Genomic DNA, 18771 nt, shown 5'->3' with positions numbered 1-18771 from the left:
GTAGGAAAACGTCAGAACGACAGCGTCGCGCCCACCGAGACAACCCGGGGAAGCAGGGTTTCCGGATCCTGGAGCAGCAGGTAACCGCCGTCCACCTCCTCGATATCGAAATCGATACCGGCCTGGTTTTTGCGGTCGGTGAGGTTACTGATATCGGTATAGAGCTTGAGGCGCGTAGGGCCAATCTCCCAGGACTTGCTAACCCCCAGGTCCAGGGAAAAATACTCGCGTAACTGGGTGTTGTTGAGCACCGAGGCCACCGGAATCTCCGTATCTTCCGAAACAAATGCGGGCAATTCCGAGCTGCGCCAGCCCGAGTGCCAGGTGAGTGCCAGGCCAATACTGAACCCGTCCCGCTCCCAGCCGATTCCTGCATTGACCGTCTGTTCCTGGGACCAACGACGGTCCACCCAGCGGCCATCGATGCGATCGGAGGCGTCCATGTAGCTGTAGCGCAGCACCGCAGTCAGTGACGGCGTCAACTCCAGCGCCGTGTCGATATCCAGCCCCCTGGCGCGGGCGCGGTCCGGACTCAGGGCGACCCGATCCGGCTCCAGTTCGGGCAGCAGTACAAAGGGATTGAAGATATTCTCGAAGCGGTCTTTCTGCTCGCGATAGCGCTTCTGGTACAGCTCGACATTGAAGGCTACCCGGCCATGCCCCCAGTACAGCCCCAGCACGGCCTGGTCGGATTCCTGGGCCGGAAAGAACTCCGTCACGCCGTCCAGCACCTGCAGTTCGTTGATCGCCTCGGGCTGGTGGAAACGGCCCAGGCTGAGGGACAGGTGGAGCTGGTCGCCGAGCTCCCAGCGCAACCCCAGGCGGGGGGAGAACTGGCTGTCGGAACCCCCGTTCTGGTAGTAATCCTGGCGATCCCAGCGCAGGCTTGGCTGTACGATCAAACCCGGCACCAGTGGCCACTGGGTCTGCAGGTACAGCCCGCCCGCCCAGCCCGAGGGCCGCACCCGCAGGCTCCGGTCCACCTCCCGTTCGGAGCCGAGCAGATCCGCCAGCTCACCCCGATTGAACAGGCTTTGGTGGCGATAATCCGCCCGGCTGTAGTCCGCCTGCCAGCCGGCTTCCCACAACCAGTCACCGCGCAGCAGAGACCAGTCATTGCGCAGCGCCAGGCGCTCGACTTCCTGCCGGTGATCGAGGAACCCGCCTTTCTCAGGGTCTTGGGGCTCCGGGTCTTCGGGGTCCGGCTGTTCAAAGCTGGCCTGGAAACGGCGGCGGTCGAGGGACAGCCAGGACAGCGTAAAACGGCTTTCAAGGTGCTCCTGCAGCGACAGGTCGGTACCTACCCAGGCGTAGCGCATGTCGACCTCGGACGCGGCGGCCTCCTCTTCATCACTGAAGTCGATGTCGTCCTCGCTGTACACGAAGCCGCCGCTGAGCGACCACTGTGGCGACACATCCACACTGCCCCGCAGGCCGGCGTCCCGGTATCGGGGCTGCCCGGAACGCGTCTCGATGTAGTCGGTCAGGTCCGAGAGGTCACCCTGGCGCCAGGAAAACAGCCAGCCTCCCGGATGCTGCTCCCCGAAGGTGCCCCGATGATGGACAAAGTTGGCGAAGGAGGAGACGCCCAGGTCAGTGTGGTACTGCTCCTCCTGCCACTGCTGGCGGATGTCCATGACCCCGCTCATGCGATTGCCGTAGCGGGAGGGAAACCCTCCGGTGTAGAAATCCAGGGACTCCACAGTGCGGTAGTCAATGGCGCTGTAGGCGCTGTGGTAATCGGCCAGGTGGAAGGGCTCCAGCAGCTCCACCCCGTCCTGTATGACCAGTACTTCGTCGGGAAGCCCGCCGCGCACCCGCGGTCGAGCCGAAACGCCTACCGAGGACACACCCGGCACCCGCAGGCTGGCCCGCAGCGCATCGGAGGCCAGCGACGGCAGGCGCGAGAGATCCTGGGCCTTGAAGCTGAACCGGGAGGCGGCCGTCCCGCCAGCGGGGAAGCGATGCAGGGTGCCGGTGACGATCACCGTTTCAAGGACGGGGGGATCATCGACCCGGGCGGAAGGCTCGGCGGGGGGCTCATCTTCTGCCCGGACAATCACCCAGGCACCGTCGACCGGCCGCAGTTCCAGGTCGAGCACCTGGAGTACATCCCGCAGGGAATCGAGACTGACATCGGCCCCGGATAAAGGTTGTTGCAGGGGCTGCTGCAACGGCACGCTACTGTCGCTGTAGACAATCCGGTAGCCGCGCTCACTCAAGGCCCCGAGCAGATCACCCAGGGTCGAGAGGTTGGATTGCGCCCGGCTGGTAACCGCAAACGCCAGGCACAAAAGCAGGCAAACCCATCTTTTGGCCATGCCAGAAATTTAGGCTACCGGTGGCTGGCGTCAACCCGGGCCAGCGGCGGATCTATCCCCGCCGTTGCGTCAGTTCGATCTCCACGGGCTCACCGGAGGCCGAAGGCTGCAGCGGACCACCCTGCCCAAGCCAGCTGGCATTGGACTCACCGGGCTGGCCGCTGGGTGATACCTGCACCACGACAATCACTTCGTCACTGGTGGAGATTTTCTGCCCGGCCATGGAGTGCCGGTCATCCAGGCGCAGGGTCATGGGCAGCTGGGCCGCGCGCAGACGCTGTACCGCAATGGGCATGCGGCTGCCACTGGTGGGATTGCGGGCCAGTACGAACACCGTGTCATCCGGGTTCACGCTGGCACCCGCCGGCAGGCTCACGTGAACGGTGACGCCTGCCGAGGCAACCGACTCGCCACTGGCAACCGGTGCCGCGGCGGGTTCAACCGCCTCCTCCGGCGCTTCGCCGAGACGCTCCCGGGCCTGGGCGATGACGCCCGCGATCATGTTGTCGCTTTCGGAGCCCGGTTGCTCGGTCGCGCGCAGGCGCTCCCAGTACTGGATCGCGGCGCGATACTGCCCGGATTCGAAAGACACCATGCCCAGCAGGCCCAGGGCCGTACGCTGGTGCGGATTGATCGCCAGCGCCGCTTCCGCCATGCGCTGGGATTCACCGTCCAGTACCCGGCCAGCTGCCAGGTAGCGGGCCTGGGCTGCGTAGGCCAGGGCATAGGCATCCCCCGGCGCGGCCTCGGCCATGGCAGTGTAGGTATCGGCCGCCTGTACGTACTCCTCCTGCCCCATGTAATAGCGGCCCAGCAGGGCGCGATAGTGCAGGTTGTCAGGACGCTGGGAGGAGCGCTGCTCTACCGCAGACATGACCGAGTAGACTTCGGTGGCGGTCGCGGTTTCATCCAGTTGCTGCAGGCGGGCATTGAGGAGGACGTCGGGAGCGGCGCCGAGCAGGTAGTACAACGCACCGGAACCCACCGCCACCACCGGCAGCAACAGCCAGCCGGGAAAGCGCCGGCTCTCCGGCATCGGCTCGGACTTGTTGGCAGCCCGCGCCTGCTCCTCTTCCAGCAGGCGCAGGCGCGCATCGTCGTCGAGGGCATCGTCGCCCTGCTCTGCCAGCTCCTGCTGGCGCAGGCGGTACCACTCGAAGTTGGCGCGTTCCAGCTCCTGTGCACCGCTACCGCGGCGGGAGGGAAACAGATAGAAAAGCCCGCTGAGCAGGACGAGCCCCGCACAGGCCAGGATAAAAGTGGTCAAGCGTCTTGCTCCCGCTCCAGCATTTCCTGCAGCTTGCGCTGCTCTTCGTCACTCAGCGCCTCGGCGGCATTGCGGCGGGACCGCACTACCGCCACCGCAACGCCGGCGGCCAGCACCAGTAACAACAGCGGAGCCAGCCACAGGATCAGGGTGGCGCCGCCCATCTCGGGCCGGTAGCGCACGAACTCACCGTAGCGAGCCACCATGTACTCGAGGATCTCCTCGTCCGACGCCCCGGCCTCCAGTTGCTGGTAGAGCTGCTTGCGCAGGTCCTGGGCGATGGGGGCATTGGAGTCGGCGATGTTCTGGTTCTGGCATTTCGGACAGCGCAACTCCTGGCTCAGGGCGTGGTAGCGTTCTTCCAGCGCCGGGTCGCTGAATTCATAGGTTTCGATCACCGCCGCTGCCGCCAGGGCATAACACAGCAGGACCAGGCCAAGTAGCGTTCTCATGGGGATGCCTCCGCCAGTTGCTGCGGCAGCTCGCCACCGATCTCCCGATAGATAGCCGCCAGCTTGCTGTTCCACACCCGTTCGTCGATAACACCCACATGGCGATAGCGGATCACCCCTTCGGCATCGACAAAGTAGGTTTCCGGCGCGCCGTAGACGCCCAGATCGATGCCCAGGCTACCCTCGGCATCGACGACATTGATGCTGTAGGGGTCACCGAGATCCGCCAGCCAGCGTTTCGCGGCATCGCTGTCATCCTTGTAGTTCACCCCTACGATATGCACCCCGGCCTCGGTCAGCTGGTTGAGGTAGGGATGCTCGACGCGGCAGGAGATACACCAGGTGGCCCAGATGTTCACCAGGCTGACCTTGCCCAGCAACAGGCTGCGGTCGAGGGTCTGCTCCCGCTGCAGGGCTGGCAGCGTAAAGGAGGGAAACGGCTTGTCGATCAGCGCCGAAGGCATCGCCCGCGGGTCCAGCGACAAGCCGCGAAACAGGAACAGGGCCAGCACCACAAACAGGATGAGCGGCAGGAACAGCTTAAGCCTGGGCGCCATGGGCCACCTCCCCTGCCGCACTCGCCGCGCGCTGGCGCCGATAGCGTTTATCCACCACCGTAACGAAGCCGCCAACGGCCATCATGATCGCCCCCAGCCACATCCAGCGCACCATGGGTTTGTAGTGCAGGCGGATGGCCCAGGCGCCGCCCTGGCCTACCGGTTCACCCATGGCCACGAAGAGATCGCGGAACAGGCCGTCGTCTATCGCGGCCTCGGTCATGATCTGCCCACTGGCCAGGTAACGGCGCTTCTGGGGAGCCAGGCGAGCGATTTCCCGGCCATCGCGGGTCACCACGAACCGGGCTTCGTCAGCGAGGTAGTTGGGACCGCGGAAATTGGCCAGCTCGGTAAATTCGAAGCGGTAGCCGGCCAGGGTTTCCGCCTGCCCGACTTCCATTTTCAGGTCGCGCTCGATGTTGTACTGGCTGGTCACGACGACGCCAACCACTGCGGCGGCAAAGCCGAGATGGGCGAGGACCATGCCCCAATAGCTGGCCGGGGTGCGACGCAGGCCGCGGGCCAGCGAGGGCGCCGACCGCAGGCGCTGCCACACATCCCGCACCAGGCCCAGCAACAGCCAGCCCGCCAGCACCAGCGCCAGGGCGACCCAGATGTTGTAGTCACCGTGGAGCAGCGGCAGGGTGAGGCCACAGGCCAGCGCGGCCAGCGCCGGCACCAGCAGTTCCGCCTTCCAGCGGCTGGCGCTGTCGCGCTTCCAGCGCGACACCGGGCCCAGCCCCATAAAGGGAATCAGCAGCGCCATCAGGGGCACGAACACGGCGTTGAAGTAAGGCGGACCCACCGAGTACTTGCCTTGCCCCAGGGCGTCCATCAGCAGCGGGAACAGGGTGCCAAACAGCACCGTGAGGGTGGCCACCAGGAACACCACGTTGTTGACCAGTAACAGGGTCTCCCGGGACAGGCCGGCAAAGCCCACCCGGCTGTTGACCGCAGGCGCGCGCAGGGCGTAGAGCGTTAGCGAGCCGCCGACGACGATGGCCAGGAACACCAGTACGAACAGGCCGCGGGCGGGATCGGTGGCGAAGGCATGCACCGAGGTCAGCACCCCGGAGCGCACCAGGAAGGTCCCCAGCAGGCTGAGGGAAAACGCAAAAATCGCCAGCAGGACTGTCCAGCTTTTGAACAGGCCGCGCTTTTCGGTTACCGCCAGCGAGTGAATGAGCGCGGTGCCTGCCAGCCAGGGCATGAAGGAGGCATTTTCCACCGGGTCCCAGAACCACCAGCCGCCCCAGCCCAGTTCATAGTAGGCCCACCAGCTGCCCAGCATGATGCCCAGGGTCAGGAAGGCCCAGGCCACGTTGGTCCAGGGCCGCGACCAGCGGGCCCAGGCGGCGTCGAGGCGCCCGCCCAGCAGGGCGGCGATGGCGAAGGCGAAGGCCACGGAAAAGCCCACGTAACCCATGTAGAGAATCGGCGGGTGAATGATCAGGCCCGGGTCCTGCAGCAGCGGGTTGAGGTCCTGGCCGTCGGACGGGGTGCCCGGTATCAGCCGCGCAAAGGGGTTTGAGGTGAACAGGGAGAAGGAGAGGAAGCCCACCCCGACGAAACCCATGACCGCCAGCACCCGCGACAGTACCATCAACGGCAGCTGGCGGCTGAAGGTGGCCACGGCCGCCGTCCAGCCGGCAAGGGTCAGGGCCCACAGCAACAGGGAACCCTCGTGGTTGCCCCACACCGCGGAAAACTTGTAGATGGGCGGCAGCAGGCTGTTGCTGTTGTTGGCAACGACCTCGACCGAGAAATCATCCTGCAGGAAGGCGATGGTCAGGCAGACAAAGCTGATCGCGGTAAACACCAGCAGTCCCATTGCCAGCCCGGGTGCCAGTGCCATGGCGCCGGTATTGCGACGCCAGGCGCCCCACAGGGGGACCGTGGCCAGCAGCACCGCCAGGCACAGGGCGATGATCAGTGAGAAATGCCCAAACTCCGGAATCATTCGCCCGCTCCCTTGGCCTTCGCCGCATCCATGGCTTTGGAGGCCTCCAGGGCCTCGGCCACTTCTGGCGGCATGTAGTTTTCGTCGTGCTTGGCGAGCACTTCGGTGGCCTGTAGCACACCGTTCTCATCCAGCACACCGGCGGCCACCGCCCCCTGCCCCTCATCAAACAGGTCCGGCAGGATGCCCTCGTACACCACCGGCACCGAGGCCTGGTAGTCCGTCACTTCAAAGCGGATATGCAGGCTGTTGTCGCTGCGCTGTACCGAGCCGTCCACCACCATGCCGCCGACCCGAATCGGCTGGCCCACCGGCGCCTTGCCCGCTGCCACTTCGACCGGCGGGAAAAAGAGATTGATATTGCCGCGCAGGGCGTAGGCCATCAGGCCGATGGCAGCGCTGGAAAACACCACCACACAGAGCACGATGATCAGGCGTTGTTTACGTACTGGATGCATGGGGGCCCTCCCTCCCGGTTTGCGTCATCTCCCGGCGGCGGATTTCCCCGGCCAGCTCCCGGCGCAGGCGCCGGCTGCGAAGCACCGGCGTCAGCAGCAGAATTATCAGCACCATCGCGGTAATCGCATAGGCGGCCCAGACGAACGCACCGTGGCCATCCATCACCAGGGCGGCGTGAAAACTGTCGAAATACATCAGGCTCCCACCAATTTGCGTACCCAGCCGGTACGGGCCTCGCGGCGCAGAATTTCCAGCCGCATGTTCATCAGCAGGGCGCAGGTGAACAGGGCGTAGAAGCTGCCGATCATCAACAGCAGAGGATACAGCATGCTGGGGTCGATGCTCGATTCGCCGGTGAACTTGATCGAGGCCGGCTGGTGCAGGCTGTACCACCAGTCCACCGACTTGTAGATGATGGGAATGTTCACCGTACCGACCAGGCTCAGGACGGCACAGGCCTTGCCCGCCGCGTCCTTGTTGTCGTAGGCCTCATACAGGGCGATGACCCCGAGGTAGAGGAACAGCAGGATCAACATGGAGGTGATGCGGGCATCCCACACCCACCAGGTGCCCCATGTGGGCTTACCCCAGATGGAACCCGTCACCAGGGCGATAAAGGTCAGGGCGGCGCCCACCGGCGCGCAGGACTTCATGGCCACATCGGCCATTTTCATTTTCCAGATCAGGCTGATACCGCCGGCGATGGCCATCACGTAATACCCGGCGAGAGCCACCACCGCAGCGGGAACGTGGATATAGATAATGCGGTAGCTGTTGCCCTGGCGAAAATCGGGCGCGGTGTACAGCAGGCCCCACACCGCCCCTGCCGCAAGCGCCACCAGGGTCAGGGGCAACAGCCAGCTCAGGATGCTGCCGGCGATGCGATACAACCAGGGGGGAGAACCGAGTTTATGGAAGAAGGACCACATAGCGGCGGCATTATACTCCGAGTAAGGGGGCCAACAATAACGCCCTGTCAGTGTTCACAGGATGACCAAAGAGTGTGACATCAGGCATCGATACTGATCCTCAGTGCAGCGCCGATGGCCAGCGGCGCCAGAGCGATGGCAAAACAGAGCATGGCCCCGAGTATCGCCAGGTGGGCAGAGGCATCCATGCCCCCCGCCACCGCCTGTACCGCAGCACTGCCGAAGATCAGCACCGGCATATAGAAGGGCAGGATCAGCAGCGCAATCAGCATGCCGCCACGCTTCAGGCCCACAGTGAGTGCGGCGCCAATACCGCCCACCAGGCTCAGTACCGCAGAACCCAGCAGCAGGCTGAACATCAGCACCGGGATCGCGCTGGCTGACAAGCCCAGCATCACTGCAAACAGCGGCGACACCAGGGCCAGCAGCAGGCCGGTCACCAGCCATTGCGCCAGGGTGTAGGCCAGCACCGACAGGTACAGGGGCTGGGGTGACAACAGCAGTTGCTCCAGGCTGCCGTCCTCGAAATCGCCGCGAAACAGGTTGTCTGCCGTCAGCAGGTTGGCCAGCAGGGCAATAATCCACAGGATGCCGGGGGCGAAGCCCGCCAGCGCCGCCGGCGCCGGGCCCAGCCCCAGCGGGAACAGGGCCACCACCATGGCAAAGAACAGCAGCGGGTTGCCGATATCCACCGGGCGGCGCAGGGCCAGCACCAGTTGACGGCGCAGGATGCGGCTGCAGAACGCCAGGGCGCCGGGAGCCATCACGCGGCCAGGCCCGTCAGCAGGTCGAGCATGGCCACCGGGTAGCTGACCGACAGGCTCTGGTGAGATGTCAGTATGACCGCGTTGCCGGCGGTGGCATGTCGCACCAGCAGGGCTTCCAGCTCCGCGACGCCGCCCTTGTCGATAGCGGTAAAGGGCTCATCCAGCAGCCACAGGGGGGCCCGGGACAGGTACAGCCGCGCCAGGTTGACCCGGCGATGCTGGCCAGCGGACAGCGCATGGCTGGGAACGTCTTCGTAACCGTACAGCCCGACTCGGGCGAGGGCGTCGTCAATCTCCCCGGGGCTGTAACTCCCCTCCCCCGAGATATGCCACGCCAGATTCTCGCGCGGCGTCAGCATGCCCTTCACCGCGCTATGATGCCCCAGATACATCAGGGGGGCGTGGCGGATCACCCTGCCGCTGAAGCCGTAGCGGGACAGACCCGCGAGAATCCGCAACAGGCTGGTCTTGCCGGCGCCGTTAACGCCTTCAATCTGCACCAGCTGGCCGGGGCCGACCTCGAAGCTGAGTTGCTGGAACAGGTCCCGGCCACCCCGCACCAGGCCGAGGTCCACGGCCTCCAGCAGGGAGGCCACTAGAGATTGACGACCCGGATGCCAGGGAGGTGAAGGTCGTTGTCGACCTCCGCGCGCAGGCTGCCTGAGCGCAGGCCGGCAAAGTCAAACAATCCTGTGTCTGCCAGCTGGGAAGGCGCCACATTCTTGATGGCGCGGAAGATAGTCTCGGTGCGGCCGGGGTACTGCCGCTCCCACTCCGCCAGCATGAGTTTCACCTGCTGGCGCTGGAGGTTTTCCTGGGAACCGCAGAGGTTACAGGGAATGATGGGGAAGGCCTTGTAATCGGCGTAGGCCATCAGGTCCTTCTCCTTGCAGTATGCCAGGGGCCGGATAACCACATTTTTACCGTCATCGCTCAACAGCTTGGGGGGCATGGCCTTGAGGGTACCCTGAAAGAACATGTTGAGGAACAGGGTTTCGACAATGTCGTCCCGGTGGTGACCCAGGGCGATCTTGTTGGCGCCGATGTCCGCGGCGAAGCCGTACAGGCTGCCCCGGCGCAGGCGTGAGCACAGGCCGCAGGTGGTTTTGCCCTCGGGCACCACTTCGCGCACGATGCTGTAGGTGTCCTTCTCGAGGATGTAGTAGGGAATATCGAGTGCCTCGAGGTAGGCCGGCAGGACTTCCTCGGGGAAACCGGGCTGCTTCTGATCGAGATTCACCGCCACCAGCTCGAAGTCCACCGGCGCGCTCTGGCGCAGGTTCATCAGCACATCGAGCATGCCGTAGGAGTCCTTGCCGCCGGACAGGCACACCATGATCCGGTCGCCATCCTCGATCATGTTGTAGTCGGCAATGGCGTTGCCCACGTTGCGGCGCAGCCGTTTCTGCAGCTTGTTGAACTCGGTTTTTTCCTTGCGAGAGAGTTCGCGCATAAAGGGTTTTCGTCATGTCATTGATTCGCGGCGCATTTTACAGGGGGCTGCTTGTTTTTTCATCCATTTCCCCGGACAATGTGCGCCCCAATTTCCCCCACCATCCGACTGAGGACGCCTCTCCATGAAAGCACCTGTTCGAGTCACCGTCACTGGCGCCGCTGGCCAGATCGGCTACGCCCTGCTGTTCCGTATCGCCTCCGGCGCCATGCTGGGCGACGACCAGCCCGTGATCCTGCAACTGCTGGACATCACCCCCGCCATGGAAGCCCTCGAGGGCGTTCGCATGGAGCTGGACGACTGCGCCTTCCCGCTGCTGGCCGGCATCACCTGCTCCGACGACCCGAACGTGGCGTTCAAGGACACCGACTACGCCCTGCTGGTCGGCGCCCGCCCCCGCGGCCCGGGCATGGAGCGCAAGGACCTGCTGGAAGCCAACGCGGCGATCTTCTCCGTGCAGGGCAAGGCGATCAACGACAACGCCAGCAAGGACATCAAGGTCCTGGTCGTCGGCAACCCCGCCAACACCAACGCCCTGATCACCCAGCGCAACGCGCCGGGCATCGACCCGCGCAACTTCACTGCGATGACCCGCCTGGATCACAACCGCGCCATGACCCAGATTGCCCAGAAAACCGGCAAGACCGTCAACGACGTGAAGCGCATGACCATCTGGGGCAACCACTCCGCCACCCAGTACCCCGACCTGTTCAATGCCGAAGTCGATGGCACCAAGGCGATCGAACTGGTTGACCAGGCCTGGTATGAAGCGGACTTCATCCCCACTGTGCAGCAGCGCGGTGCCGCCATCATCAAGGCCCGTGGCGCTTCCTCCGCCGCCTCTGCCGCCAACGCTGCCATCGATCACATGCGCAGCTGGGCGCTGGGCACCGAGGGCGACGACTGGGTCTCCATGGGTGTGTACTCCGACGGTTCCTACGGCATCGCCGAAGGCCTGATCTACTCCTTCCCCTGCCGCTGCAAGGGTGGCGACTGGGAAATCGTCCAGGGCGTGGACGTGGGTGAGTTCAGTCAGGCCAAGATGACGGCCACGGAAACCGAACTGGCCGAAGAGCGCGACGCGGTCAAGCACCTGCTGCCCTGACCTGCGACCGGGCAATGAGTGACGAGGGAGCCAGCCGAAGCTACCACCACGGCAACCTGCGGGCGGAACTGCTCGACACCGCCGTGGACCAGCTGCGGGAACAGGGTGCCGAAACCCTGAGCCTGCGTGCCCTGGCGCGCGCCATCGGCGTGTCCCAGACGGCGCCCTACCGTCACTTTGCCGACAAAGGCGAACTGTTCGCCGCCATGGCAGCCCGCGGTTACCGCGGGCTGCTCACGGCCCTCAAGCAGGCCGGACAGCAAGCCGGTGACTGCCCGGAAGCCGAGTTGATGGCTTTCGCCCACGCCTATGTGGCCTACGCCGCAGAAAACCCCCAACTGTTCAAACTGATGTTCGGCCCCGCCACCCAGCCAGCCGAGCAGTACCCTGAATTGCGTGAAGCCAGCCGGGCCACCTTCCTGCTGGTACAGACCATCCTGCGTCACGGTATGGAACGCGGTATCTTCGCCGAGCAGGACCTCGTCTATCTTGCCAATGCGGGTTGGGCGGGCATCCACGGCCTGGCCACCCTGCGGGTGGATGTGCCGGACCTGTTCCAGCGCCACATCGACCTCGAGCGCCAGGTGGACCTGAGTGTGCGCACGTTTATTGCAGGTATTCGCCGGGAACAAACCCGGCCAGGCTAATTCTCCCCCTTCTCCTGCCTGATGGCATAAAACGCCTTGTAGCCCTCCGTCATGGCCCGGGCACAGGCTGCCGGCGTCGCCGCGCTCTCGGCGCAGGGTCCCGCCATCACTTCGGGCATATTCTGCTCCACCCATTCCCGCGCCTCGTAGTAAATGGGCTGGTCGTTGGAGCTGGTTTCAATTGACGCGATAGCCTGGCCGGCAAACGTCAGGTGGAAAGTGTCGGTCACATTGAACCCGGTCTGCAGGGCAAGCACAGGATCGTCCTGCACGGTGACAGCACAGTGAAACTTCCACGCCGATTCGGCTTCGCAGGCCTGGCGCTGCAGGACCTTGTAGTTTCCGCCCTCGGCCCAGCCCTGGTAATGCAGAATCTTGCCGGCACTCTCATCGGCATGCTCCAGCAGCGGCGCCAACTGTGCCGGGTCGAAGGAGTAAAACGCGTCGATAAATGCCTCCGCGGTGTTCCGGTTGGCCTCCAGCGCCTGCTGTTGATCGCTTGCCAGAGATGCCTGCGCCAGGACGGCAGTGGCCGCCATCAACAGTGCTGCCGCCCCCACTACTGCCCTCCCCTCAATCACAGTTTTGCCCCCTAGTATTTGGTGAGTCGGTCCGTCGAGACAAAGGCCATTTTGTACTGGTCCCAGATGCTCAGGGCCTTGCCTGTGCCGGCGCCAATGGCCTCGATATCCGTGCGGCCCGAGTAGGTGCCGAAGATACGGTCCCAGATGATGATGGTGCAGCCGTAATTGGAGTTGCTGCTGTCCATATCCCGGGAGTGATGCAGGTGATGCTGCTCCGCGGTGGTGAAATAGAGCCCGTAGATGCCAGACCGCAGCGGCAGGTTGGCGTGATTGAGGTAGCCACTGAAGAATCCGAAAGCGCCGGTGACTGCGATCAGGGCGTCGCTGGCCCCGGTCAGCGCAAGTATGATGGGCGTGCCGATCATCAGGGCGAGGAATTCCAGGGGATGGGTGCGGTCGCTGCGCGCAGCGCCCATCTTGGTGATGTGGTGATGGGTGGCGTGAATTCGCCACCAGAACAGGGACTCGTGCTGGGCGCGGTGCAGCCAGTAGTAGATAAACTCGGCCAGTGTCCTGACCAGGATCGCCCCGAAAACCAGTCCAATGACGGACTGCGGCGCCAGTTCGATATCCAGGGGCGCAAGATCGCGCACTGCTCTGAAGCCTTCGGAAATCGGTGTCTTGTAATAATCCACGTACAGCGGCACCCACAACAGACCGCTACCGGCAATCCAGAAGGCGTCTTCCGCAAACTCCCGCGGACTCAACTCCCAGTCCTCGCGCTTGCCCCAGATGCGCTCCGCTATCAGGACGAGGGGCAAGGGCAGCACCGTCATGATGACGGCGTACAGGCCCGGGTCGAACCACTGATAGGTGTACACCAGCGCCACCGAAAACATGGAGCCCAGTACGAGTAGCGGTTGTGGCAGGGTCAGCAGGAAATCGTGCCAACGTGAATGCGCCGGCGACGAGGTCACCGGCATTGCAGAGGCATCAGGCGCCTCGACGGACTCGGCCTGATCGGTCATCGAATCACATCCCCGGATACCACCAATCGGGTTCTCTGCAACAGCTCACTGTGCGCTACGGCGATTGGCGGCCCACTCCTGTGGTCACTAGGTCAGGGCACAGCTCACCTGATGGTAAAGCATCCACAGCGGAAAGGATTCCATAGAATTGGCATGACGCGGCGCTTGTATTATTCCAAACTGAAAAGGACCGGCGGGCTCCCATGACTCGCCCCAGCGCAGAGGACGCACTCAATGAAACAGCATGGCAACCTGCTGGAATCCATTCCGCCCTCCTGGGGTAAGGAAATCTTCACCGACCTCGCCCGGGGAGACACAGTACGCATCGAGCGAATTGTGTCCACCGGCCAGACTTCCCCGGAGACCGGCTGGTACGACCAGGCGGAACACGAATGGGTGTTGGTGATCCAGGGCGCAGCCGAAGTGACCTTCGACGACGGCATGGTTCACCGCTTACAGAAAGGGGACTACCTCACCATCCCGGCCCACAGCAGGCACCGGGTCTCCTGGACCGCTACCGACAGACGGACCGTCTGGGTGGCGGTGTTCTATTCCTGAGACGACACCCGGGGAGCCGGGTCAGCAGGCTCGCGGTAACTGGATGCGTCCGTCACAAACTCCGCCCGCCCCCAGCGCGACAGCAGCAGGCGCAGTCGACGTAGCAGGGACCTGCCCGCCACGGCCCGCAAAGGGGGTATCTCCAAAGCCAGCCGGTACAGGCGCAATTTGCCGAATATCAGCAGTGCGGTCAGCACCACCGCCAGCCAGTCTCCCGGACTGAGGGTGACACCGATGCGCCGGGCCCGGGCGAAGTCGTCATCGCAAAAATTCTTGACGAAGAAATACTTGGAGAAGCCCTGCTCCAGGCGGTTCGACACCGCGCCCCATTGTGAAGGATTGCGGCGCAAGTCCGCCGCCATGGTAGCGCGCACCAGTTCACCGCAGGTTGCGTCGTCAAAGCCCGCCCGCAGGGTTGCATTGCGGGTCATCATCAGCCGGACGATATCCTCCGGCGTCTCTCCCAATAGCTCCTCCGGCAGGCCCAGCAGGAAGCAACGGTAACGCGACAGCTCCAGCCGGGCCCGCTCCGATGCCGAGAAGGTTTTGCGGCCCTCGCCGAGGACTTTCATCGACAGCAGGTAGATCGAGATCAATCCGGCAGGCATCTGGTCCACCTGGGGAATGGGAATGCCATAGGTCGCGACGTCCCAGCGCTCGCTGCGCAGGGCGTGAAACCGCACCATGGAATGCATCAAACGCACTTTGGCTGCGGCTTTAAAGCCTTCACCGTAACGATCCAGGGCGCCGGGCAGTATCGTGGCGCCGAAGAACGTCGCCGTCTCGAATACGCGCTTGGCGGAAAGCTCCCCCGACAGCGCCCCGGTCATGGCCATCGGCAGGGCCGAATACTTGTTCATGAAGGTGGCGATAAACGCCCCGCGAATCGTATAGGGGCCGAGATTCACAAATGCATTGCGCTCCTCGAAGGCGCCCTCCTCCACCAGGCTCATGTCGAGCCAGGCGGGCTTCTCTTCCATTGAACGGATGAAGGTAACCAGTTCTACCGGCGGCGACGACAACGCGTCGAGCCCCTTGTCACAGGCCGCTTCGAGCAGGCTGACCAGGGTCCTGAAACCGTACTGGGGAATCAGGGCTGCGTAGGCGTCCGCAACCTTGTCACCCATCATCGTGTAATCCCGAATCAGCTTGACCGTGGCGCTGTCTGCTAGCAGCGCGCCACGCCGCGCCCGATACTCACGACGAATCGCGCTCTCCGCATCCGGCTCTGCGGTAAAGCGTTCTGGCACCAGGGAAAAATCAACCTTGCCGTAGATCTCCGGTATCAGTTGCCGCTGGGCCAGCACACTGTCGGGATAGGGACTTTGCATGGGCACTCTCCATCATCGCCCCCGGAGCATATCACCTGATACACAGCCTGCCATCACCCGGCCCTGGAGCTAGCCGGACAGCAGACGCGTTGTCACTCCCTCCGGCGTCTCCCGTGGCAACAGGTAGCGCCAGTACACCAGCCCGGAGACGCGCCCCTCGGTATCCAGCCAGTTGGGATGCCCCGGATCTTCATGGGCGAGCAGGAGTCGGAAACTGCCGTCGTCTTCGTACGCCAGCTGGTTGCGATTGAACGAGACAGTCCGCTGGCGGTAGTCGTAACTCTGCATAAAGCGGTTCCACAGCACGACATTGGCAAAGCGGCAGGGCGGAAAGCGCCCGCTGATTTCCAGTACCTGCCCGGGCAGCAACACATAGGGCGCCATGGCATACCAGGCGCTCAGGTTGCCGTAGCCGGTTTCACTGCGCCACTGGCCGGGGCTCTGGAACTGGTTGGGCACAGTGGACACCCAGGGAATCGGAGGTCGTTTGGCGGGGTCGGGGATCGACATGGCCACCTGCCCGCGCACGAAATTTGCGACGTGGCGCAGTCGAGTAGCGATCTCGCTGTCACCGCCCCACGGCTTCAGGGCTGGCGGATCAACGGGCTCGATGGAAAGCACCTGCGTCGCTGCAGGATCCTTCATCACACTGACCGGTGTCTCGTAGTAATGGCGGGTCGTCACCTGGGCAGCCTCGGGAGGCAGTGGCAGCCAGTTACCACGGGTTGGTTTTTCTCCTCCCAGCTGGATTTCGAAGGAGCCATCAGCGGCGATCTCGAGGCTACCGTCATCCAGTTCGGCCAGAGAGGCGGTGGCTACCCGCCCCTCTCCGCTGCCCGCCTCCACAGTAAACGAGGTGAACGTCGCCGCACCGATCTGCCCTCTGATCCGGTAGCGAGCCCCACCACGAACGGCGGCAAAGTAATACAGCGCATCGGGGTTATCACCCAACAGCTTGCGACGATCCGTCACATAGGGGATGAATTGTGGTCGGTCGAGGTCGGCCTCCAGCCAGAACTGGAGACCGGTGTGCAACACATGGGCCAGCAAGCGCTCGCCCTCGGCGACGTCATCGGGCCTGACCACGCCGTATGCTGGGCTGAGATAGGTCTGCTCCACCTCGGCCATCGCCGCCAGCAAATCCGCCATAGCACCACGGCTGCCACTGCCTCCCTCTTCGGCAGCGGCCATCGCTGTGCCCAGCAACGACAGTCCACCCAAAGCACCCGCACCCTGAAGGAATTCACGTCTATCCACAGCATCACTCCTGTTATTGTTCTTGGCTTTCTACGAGATGTAGCACAGAGCTGACTTAAGTCGCCAGCTATCACACGGCAAGGAAAACGCATTGTTCGCTCAATAACAGTTTGCTGAACCAGGTACTGCCCCCTTCCACCTCACAGCTGTCATCTTGCTCACCGGACTATACTGTCTACTATGGCACTCTGCAGGTCTTGTAGGACCCATATCTGCGCCCTACCTGTAGACAGATCAGCGGGCGGCTTCATTACATTACGGGTGACGACCGCCGATAATCCGCTAGAGATCAGCCCAAAATTCGAGGTTTTTACAGCGTCTCGACAATTGTTCTTGATAACGAGAAAAAATATGAAACTGTCTGAAGCCGCAAGTTGGGCGGAAATCGTTTCTGCCGTCGGCCTGATCGTATCGCTTGTCTACGTAGGTGTTCAGGTCACCGATAACACCAGCGCCACTCGCTCAGAAACAGCGAGTCATGCAAATTCCGAGTTCATCGGTTTCTACAACATGGTGTCCGGCAACGCTGAACTTGCGGAAATATGGCTGCGTGGCATCAGAAACCCGGAGAACCTGACTGATATTGAGGCGGTAAGGTTTGTTTTTGTCCTTCATACGGTAATGCTGCAGTTTCAGAACAACTTCTATCTGGTCGAGGAAGGAACGCTGGACCCCAGGATGCTGGATGCGATCAACAGCACACTGGGAACCATCCGGGGTACACCCGGCTTCGAGTATTACTGGACTAACCGCAAGTCGCTGTTCTTCCCCGAATACCAAACATACATAGAAACGTTGATGTACGAACGGGAAGGAGAAGCCAACGCGCTGTACAGGGATGTTAAGTCAGCGTAAGGACTACCAGGCAGATGGGACCGTGGAAAAGAACAGACGCAATTTCGCTGATCAAGCGAATTCAGAAGCGGTCGCTTCTACCCGGTAAATCGTGCAAGGAATATCCAGGCAATATTGACTATTAAAAACCAGACAGAAAACACCCGATCAAAGATCGCCTTGCCCATGTAGATACCCAGACCTGCTAACACGAAGAAGTGAACCATCATTGGTACGTAGTACCAAGGCGCCAATTCACCATCCCGCAGGAAAATCACCACCGGTTCCACGATGCAGTACAGAGCAAGCACAGCATAAAACTTGCCTCGAATCTGCTCGAACGCGGGCAACTCCTCCGTCCGCAAAGGGCTGAGTATCACCGATTTGACATAAAACAACGACACATAGCCGCAGAGCAGAAGGAACTCGACAACCGTCCACGTCTCATACGTTTGCCAGCGAAACGTTGACCACCAAATCGTGATCAGGAGCACGGTCGTTCCAGCCGAAAATGCCACGTGTGTAAGGTCGAGCCGGCCGAGAGAATTTCTTGGTGGACGCGTCATTCCAGAAAGAAGCTGGGCAAGTGCCAGACCAGCGATAATCGAAATCAGGACGAAGATGAATTCAAACTGGGACACAAACGGCTCTTTTTGGTTTCTATGAATGACCGCCTGGGGTCAAATGTAGAGATCGCAGGAAGTGTAGACCAAAAGCCGCAAAGTAGGCGGAAACGGGAAACTGCCATAAGTCGCCCCTGGACCGACAAAGGGGACCGCTTTCACCTCATGTGGGACACTCTGATTTGCAGCAAAGGTCTGCCTCCCATGACTAATGCTGACCGGATTTTAGTTTTGCTTCGATGAGAGTTATGAATTCCGGATCAAACCAGGCTCGCACGTATTCAAGGTCTTCTTCAGTCATCCCCTGTTGTACGTATTCCGAAAACGTCCCCTCCCAGCCAGAGTATTCCTCCGCTGACATAGAGCCATCAACTGACCGAGAGTACGCCTGTTCCCAGACGTTGAGAACCTGCGTCAGGTACATCTGGAAAACTGCGGCCTCGTCCTCCGACATCTCGTCTCTAAGGCCATTCCACCCTTTGGAATATGCCGACGTAAGGCGAGGCGAAGATAGCATCAGAAGCTCAATTTCCCGAAGCGAGTCGTATAGGTCATTTGAGTGCCCAGCCTGTAATTCATTCGTGTTTCGCTGCAACTGAAATGCAACAAACACCAATGAAACTATTACTGCAACTGTTCCGACAACTTCGGCTATGGCAGCCAATTCCGAGAGGTTGAATTTCTTCACTATCGCGCACC

21 protein-coding genes are annotated in these 18771 nt (G+C 62.3%); 4 read left to right on the top strand and 17 right to left on the bottom strand.

The genetic code is table 11. From position 1 onward, the window contains the following. Positions 1–11: 11 nt before the first annotated feature. The 11 genes from FV139_RS06790 to ttcA all read right to left on the bottom strand — a co-directional run bounded on the left by FV139_RS06790 (position 12) and on the right by ttcA (position 10165). A complete protein-coding gene (locus tag FV139_RS06790; RefSeq protein ID WP_148067493.1) occupies positions 12–2321 on the bottom strand; it encodes a TonB-dependent receptor plug domain-containing protein in 2310 nt (769 codons plus the stop codon). A 52-nt stretch (positions 2322–2373) separates the two neighbouring features. Then, positions 2374–3588, bottom strand: a complete 1215-nt coding sequence (locus tag FV139_RS06785) for a tetratricopeptide repeat protein (RefSeq protein ID WP_148067492.1) — start codon at positions 3586–3588, stop codon at positions 2374–2376. Then, positions 3585–4040 carry a cytochrome c-type biogenesis protein gene (locus FV139_RS06780; protein ID WP_148067491.1) on the bottom strand — a complete coding sequence of 152 codons (456 nt, stop codon included), beginning with the start codon at positions 4038–4040 and terminating at the stop codon, positions 3585–3587. The genes FV139_RS06785 and FV139_RS06780 overlap by 4 nt, the downstream gene beginning before the upstream one ends. Further along, on the bottom strand, positions 4037–4597 hold the full coding sequence (locus tag FV139_RS06775; protein WP_148067490.1) for a DsbE family thiol:disulfide interchange protein: 561 nt from the start codon (positions 4595–4597) through the stop codon (positions 4037–4039). Before FV139_RS06775 ends, FV139_RS06780 begins: the two co-directional genes overlap by 4 nt. Then, a complete protein-coding gene (locus FV139_RS06770; protein ID WP_148067489.1) occupies positions 4581–6557 on the bottom strand; it encodes a heme lyase CcmF/NrfE family subunit in 1977 nt (658 codons plus the stop codon). The genes FV139_RS06775 and FV139_RS06770 overlap by 17 nt, the downstream gene beginning before the upstream one ends. Next, the gene (gene ccmE, locus FV139_RS06765) at positions 6554–7015 is read right to left on the bottom strand and encodes a cytochrome c maturation protein CcmE (protein WP_148067488.1); all 462 of its coding nucleotides are present in this window, start codon (positions 7013–7015) and stop codon (positions 6554–6556) included. The genes FV139_RS06770 and ccmE overlap by 4 nt, the downstream gene beginning before the upstream one ends. Further along, entirely contained in the window at positions 6999–7211 is a 213-nt protein-coding gene (gene ccmD / locus FV139_RS06760) for a heme exporter protein CcmD (RefSeq protein ID WP_148067487.1), read from the bottom strand. The genes ccmE and ccmD overlap by 17 nt, the downstream gene beginning before the upstream one ends. Continuing rightward, on the bottom strand, positions 7211–7945 hold the full coding sequence (locus tag FV139_RS06755; RefSeq protein WP_148067486.1) for a heme ABC transporter permease: 735 nt from the start codon (positions 7943–7945) through the stop codon (positions 7211–7213). Before FV139_RS06755 ends, ccmD begins: the two co-directional genes overlap by 1 nt. A gap of 80 nt (positions 7946–8025) precedes the next feature. Further along, positions 8026–8709, bottom strand: coding sequence for a heme exporter protein CcmB (ccmB, locus tag FV139_RS06750; RefSeq protein WP_148067967.1), 684 nt, complete (start codon positions 8707–8709; stop codon positions 8026–8028). Beyond that, a complete protein-coding gene (gene ccmA, locus FV139_RS06745; protein ID WP_328592273.1) occupies positions 8709–9308 on the bottom strand; it encodes a cytochrome c biogenesis heme-transporting ATPase CcmA in 600 nt (199 codons plus the stop codon). The genes ccmB and ccmA overlap by 1 nt, the downstream gene beginning before the upstream one ends. Continuing rightward, positions 9308–10165, bottom strand: a complete 858-nt coding sequence (ttcA, locus tag FV139_RS06740) for a tRNA 2-thiocytidine(32) synthetase TtcA (protein ID WP_148067485.1) — start codon at positions 10163–10165, stop codon at positions 9308–9310. The genes ccmA and ttcA overlap by 1 nt, the downstream gene beginning before the upstream one ends. Before the next feature lie 124 nt (positions 10166–10289). On the opposite strand from ttcA, the gene FV139_RS06735 reads away from it, so the two are divergent. Beyond that, positions 10290–11270 (top strand): malate dehydrogenase, encoded by a 981-nt coding sequence (locus FV139_RS06735; RefSeq protein WP_148067484.1) that lies wholly within the window; start codon positions 10290–10292, stop codon positions 11268–11270. Positions 11271–11284: 14 nt separating this feature from the next. Further along, positions 11285–11917 carry a TetR/AcrR family transcriptional regulator gene (locus tag FV139_RS06730; protein ID WP_148067483.1) on the top strand — a complete coding sequence of 211 codons (633 nt, stop codon included), beginning with the start codon at positions 11285–11287 and terminating at the stop codon, positions 11915–11917. On the opposite strand, the gene FV139_RS06725 is transcribed toward FV139_RS06730, so the two are convergent. Both FV139_RS06725 and FV139_RS06720 read right to left on the bottom strand, forming a co-directional pair. Further along, positions 11914–12477, bottom strand: coding sequence for a hypothetical protein (locus tag FV139_RS06725; protein WP_148067482.1), 564 nt, complete (start codon positions 12475–12477; stop codon positions 11914–11916). The two genes, FV139_RS06730 and FV139_RS06725, sit on opposite strands and share 4 nt — an antisense overlap. 32 nt (positions 12478–12509) lie before the next feature. Continuing rightward, entirely contained in the window at positions 12510–13469 is a 960-nt protein-coding gene (locus FV139_RS06720; RefSeq protein ID WP_148067481.1) for a sterol desaturase family protein, read from the bottom strand. Between the two features lie 234 nt (positions 13470–13703). Between FV139_RS06720 and FV139_RS06715 the strand changes: the two genes are divergently transcribed. Further along, entirely contained in the window at positions 13704–14027 is a 324-nt protein-coding gene (locus FV139_RS06715; protein ID WP_148067480.1) for a cupin domain-containing protein, read from the top strand. Here FV139_RS06715 and FV139_RS06710 read toward each other — a convergent pair. Next, entirely contained in the window at positions 14018–15358 is a 1341-nt protein-coding gene (locus FV139_RS06710) for an oxygenase MpaB family protein (RefSeq protein WP_148067479.1), read from the bottom strand. The genes FV139_RS06715 and FV139_RS06710 overlap by 10 nt on opposite strands. 69 nt (positions 15359–15427) lie before the next feature. Further along, positions 15428–16615 (bottom strand): DUF1214 domain-containing protein, encoded by a 1188-nt coding sequence (locus FV139_RS06705; RefSeq protein ID WP_148067478.1) that lies wholly within the window; start codon positions 16613–16615, stop codon positions 15428–15430. 351 nt (positions 16616–16966) lie between these two features. On the opposite strand from FV139_RS06705, the gene FV139_RS06700 reads away from it, so the two are divergent. Further along, entirely contained in the window at positions 16967–17470 is a 504-nt protein-coding gene (locus tag FV139_RS06700; protein ID WP_148067477.1) for a hypothetical protein, read from the top strand. A 77-nt stretch (positions 17471–17547) separates the two neighbouring features. On the opposite strand, the gene FV139_RS06695 is transcribed toward FV139_RS06700, so the two are convergent. Continuing rightward, positions 17548–18090 (bottom strand): hypothetical protein, encoded by a 543-nt coding sequence (locus FV139_RS06695; RefSeq protein WP_148067476.1) that lies wholly within the window; start codon positions 18088–18090, stop codon positions 17548–17550. Positions 18091–18280: 190 nt separating this feature from the next. Next, positions 18281–18760 (bottom strand): hypothetical protein, encoded by a 480-nt coding sequence (locus tag FV139_RS06690; RefSeq protein ID WP_148067475.1) that lies wholly within the window; start codon positions 18758–18760, stop codon positions 18281–18283. Positions 18761–18771: the final 11 nt, after the last annotated feature.

This window comes from Parahaliea maris, from assembly GCF_008064665.1.
Taxonomy (GTDB): domain Bacteria; phylum Pseudomonadota; class Gammaproteobacteria; order Pseudomonadales; family Halieaceae; genus Parahaliea; species Parahaliea maris.
This window is presented reverse-complemented; position numbering and strand designations above follow the sequence as displayed.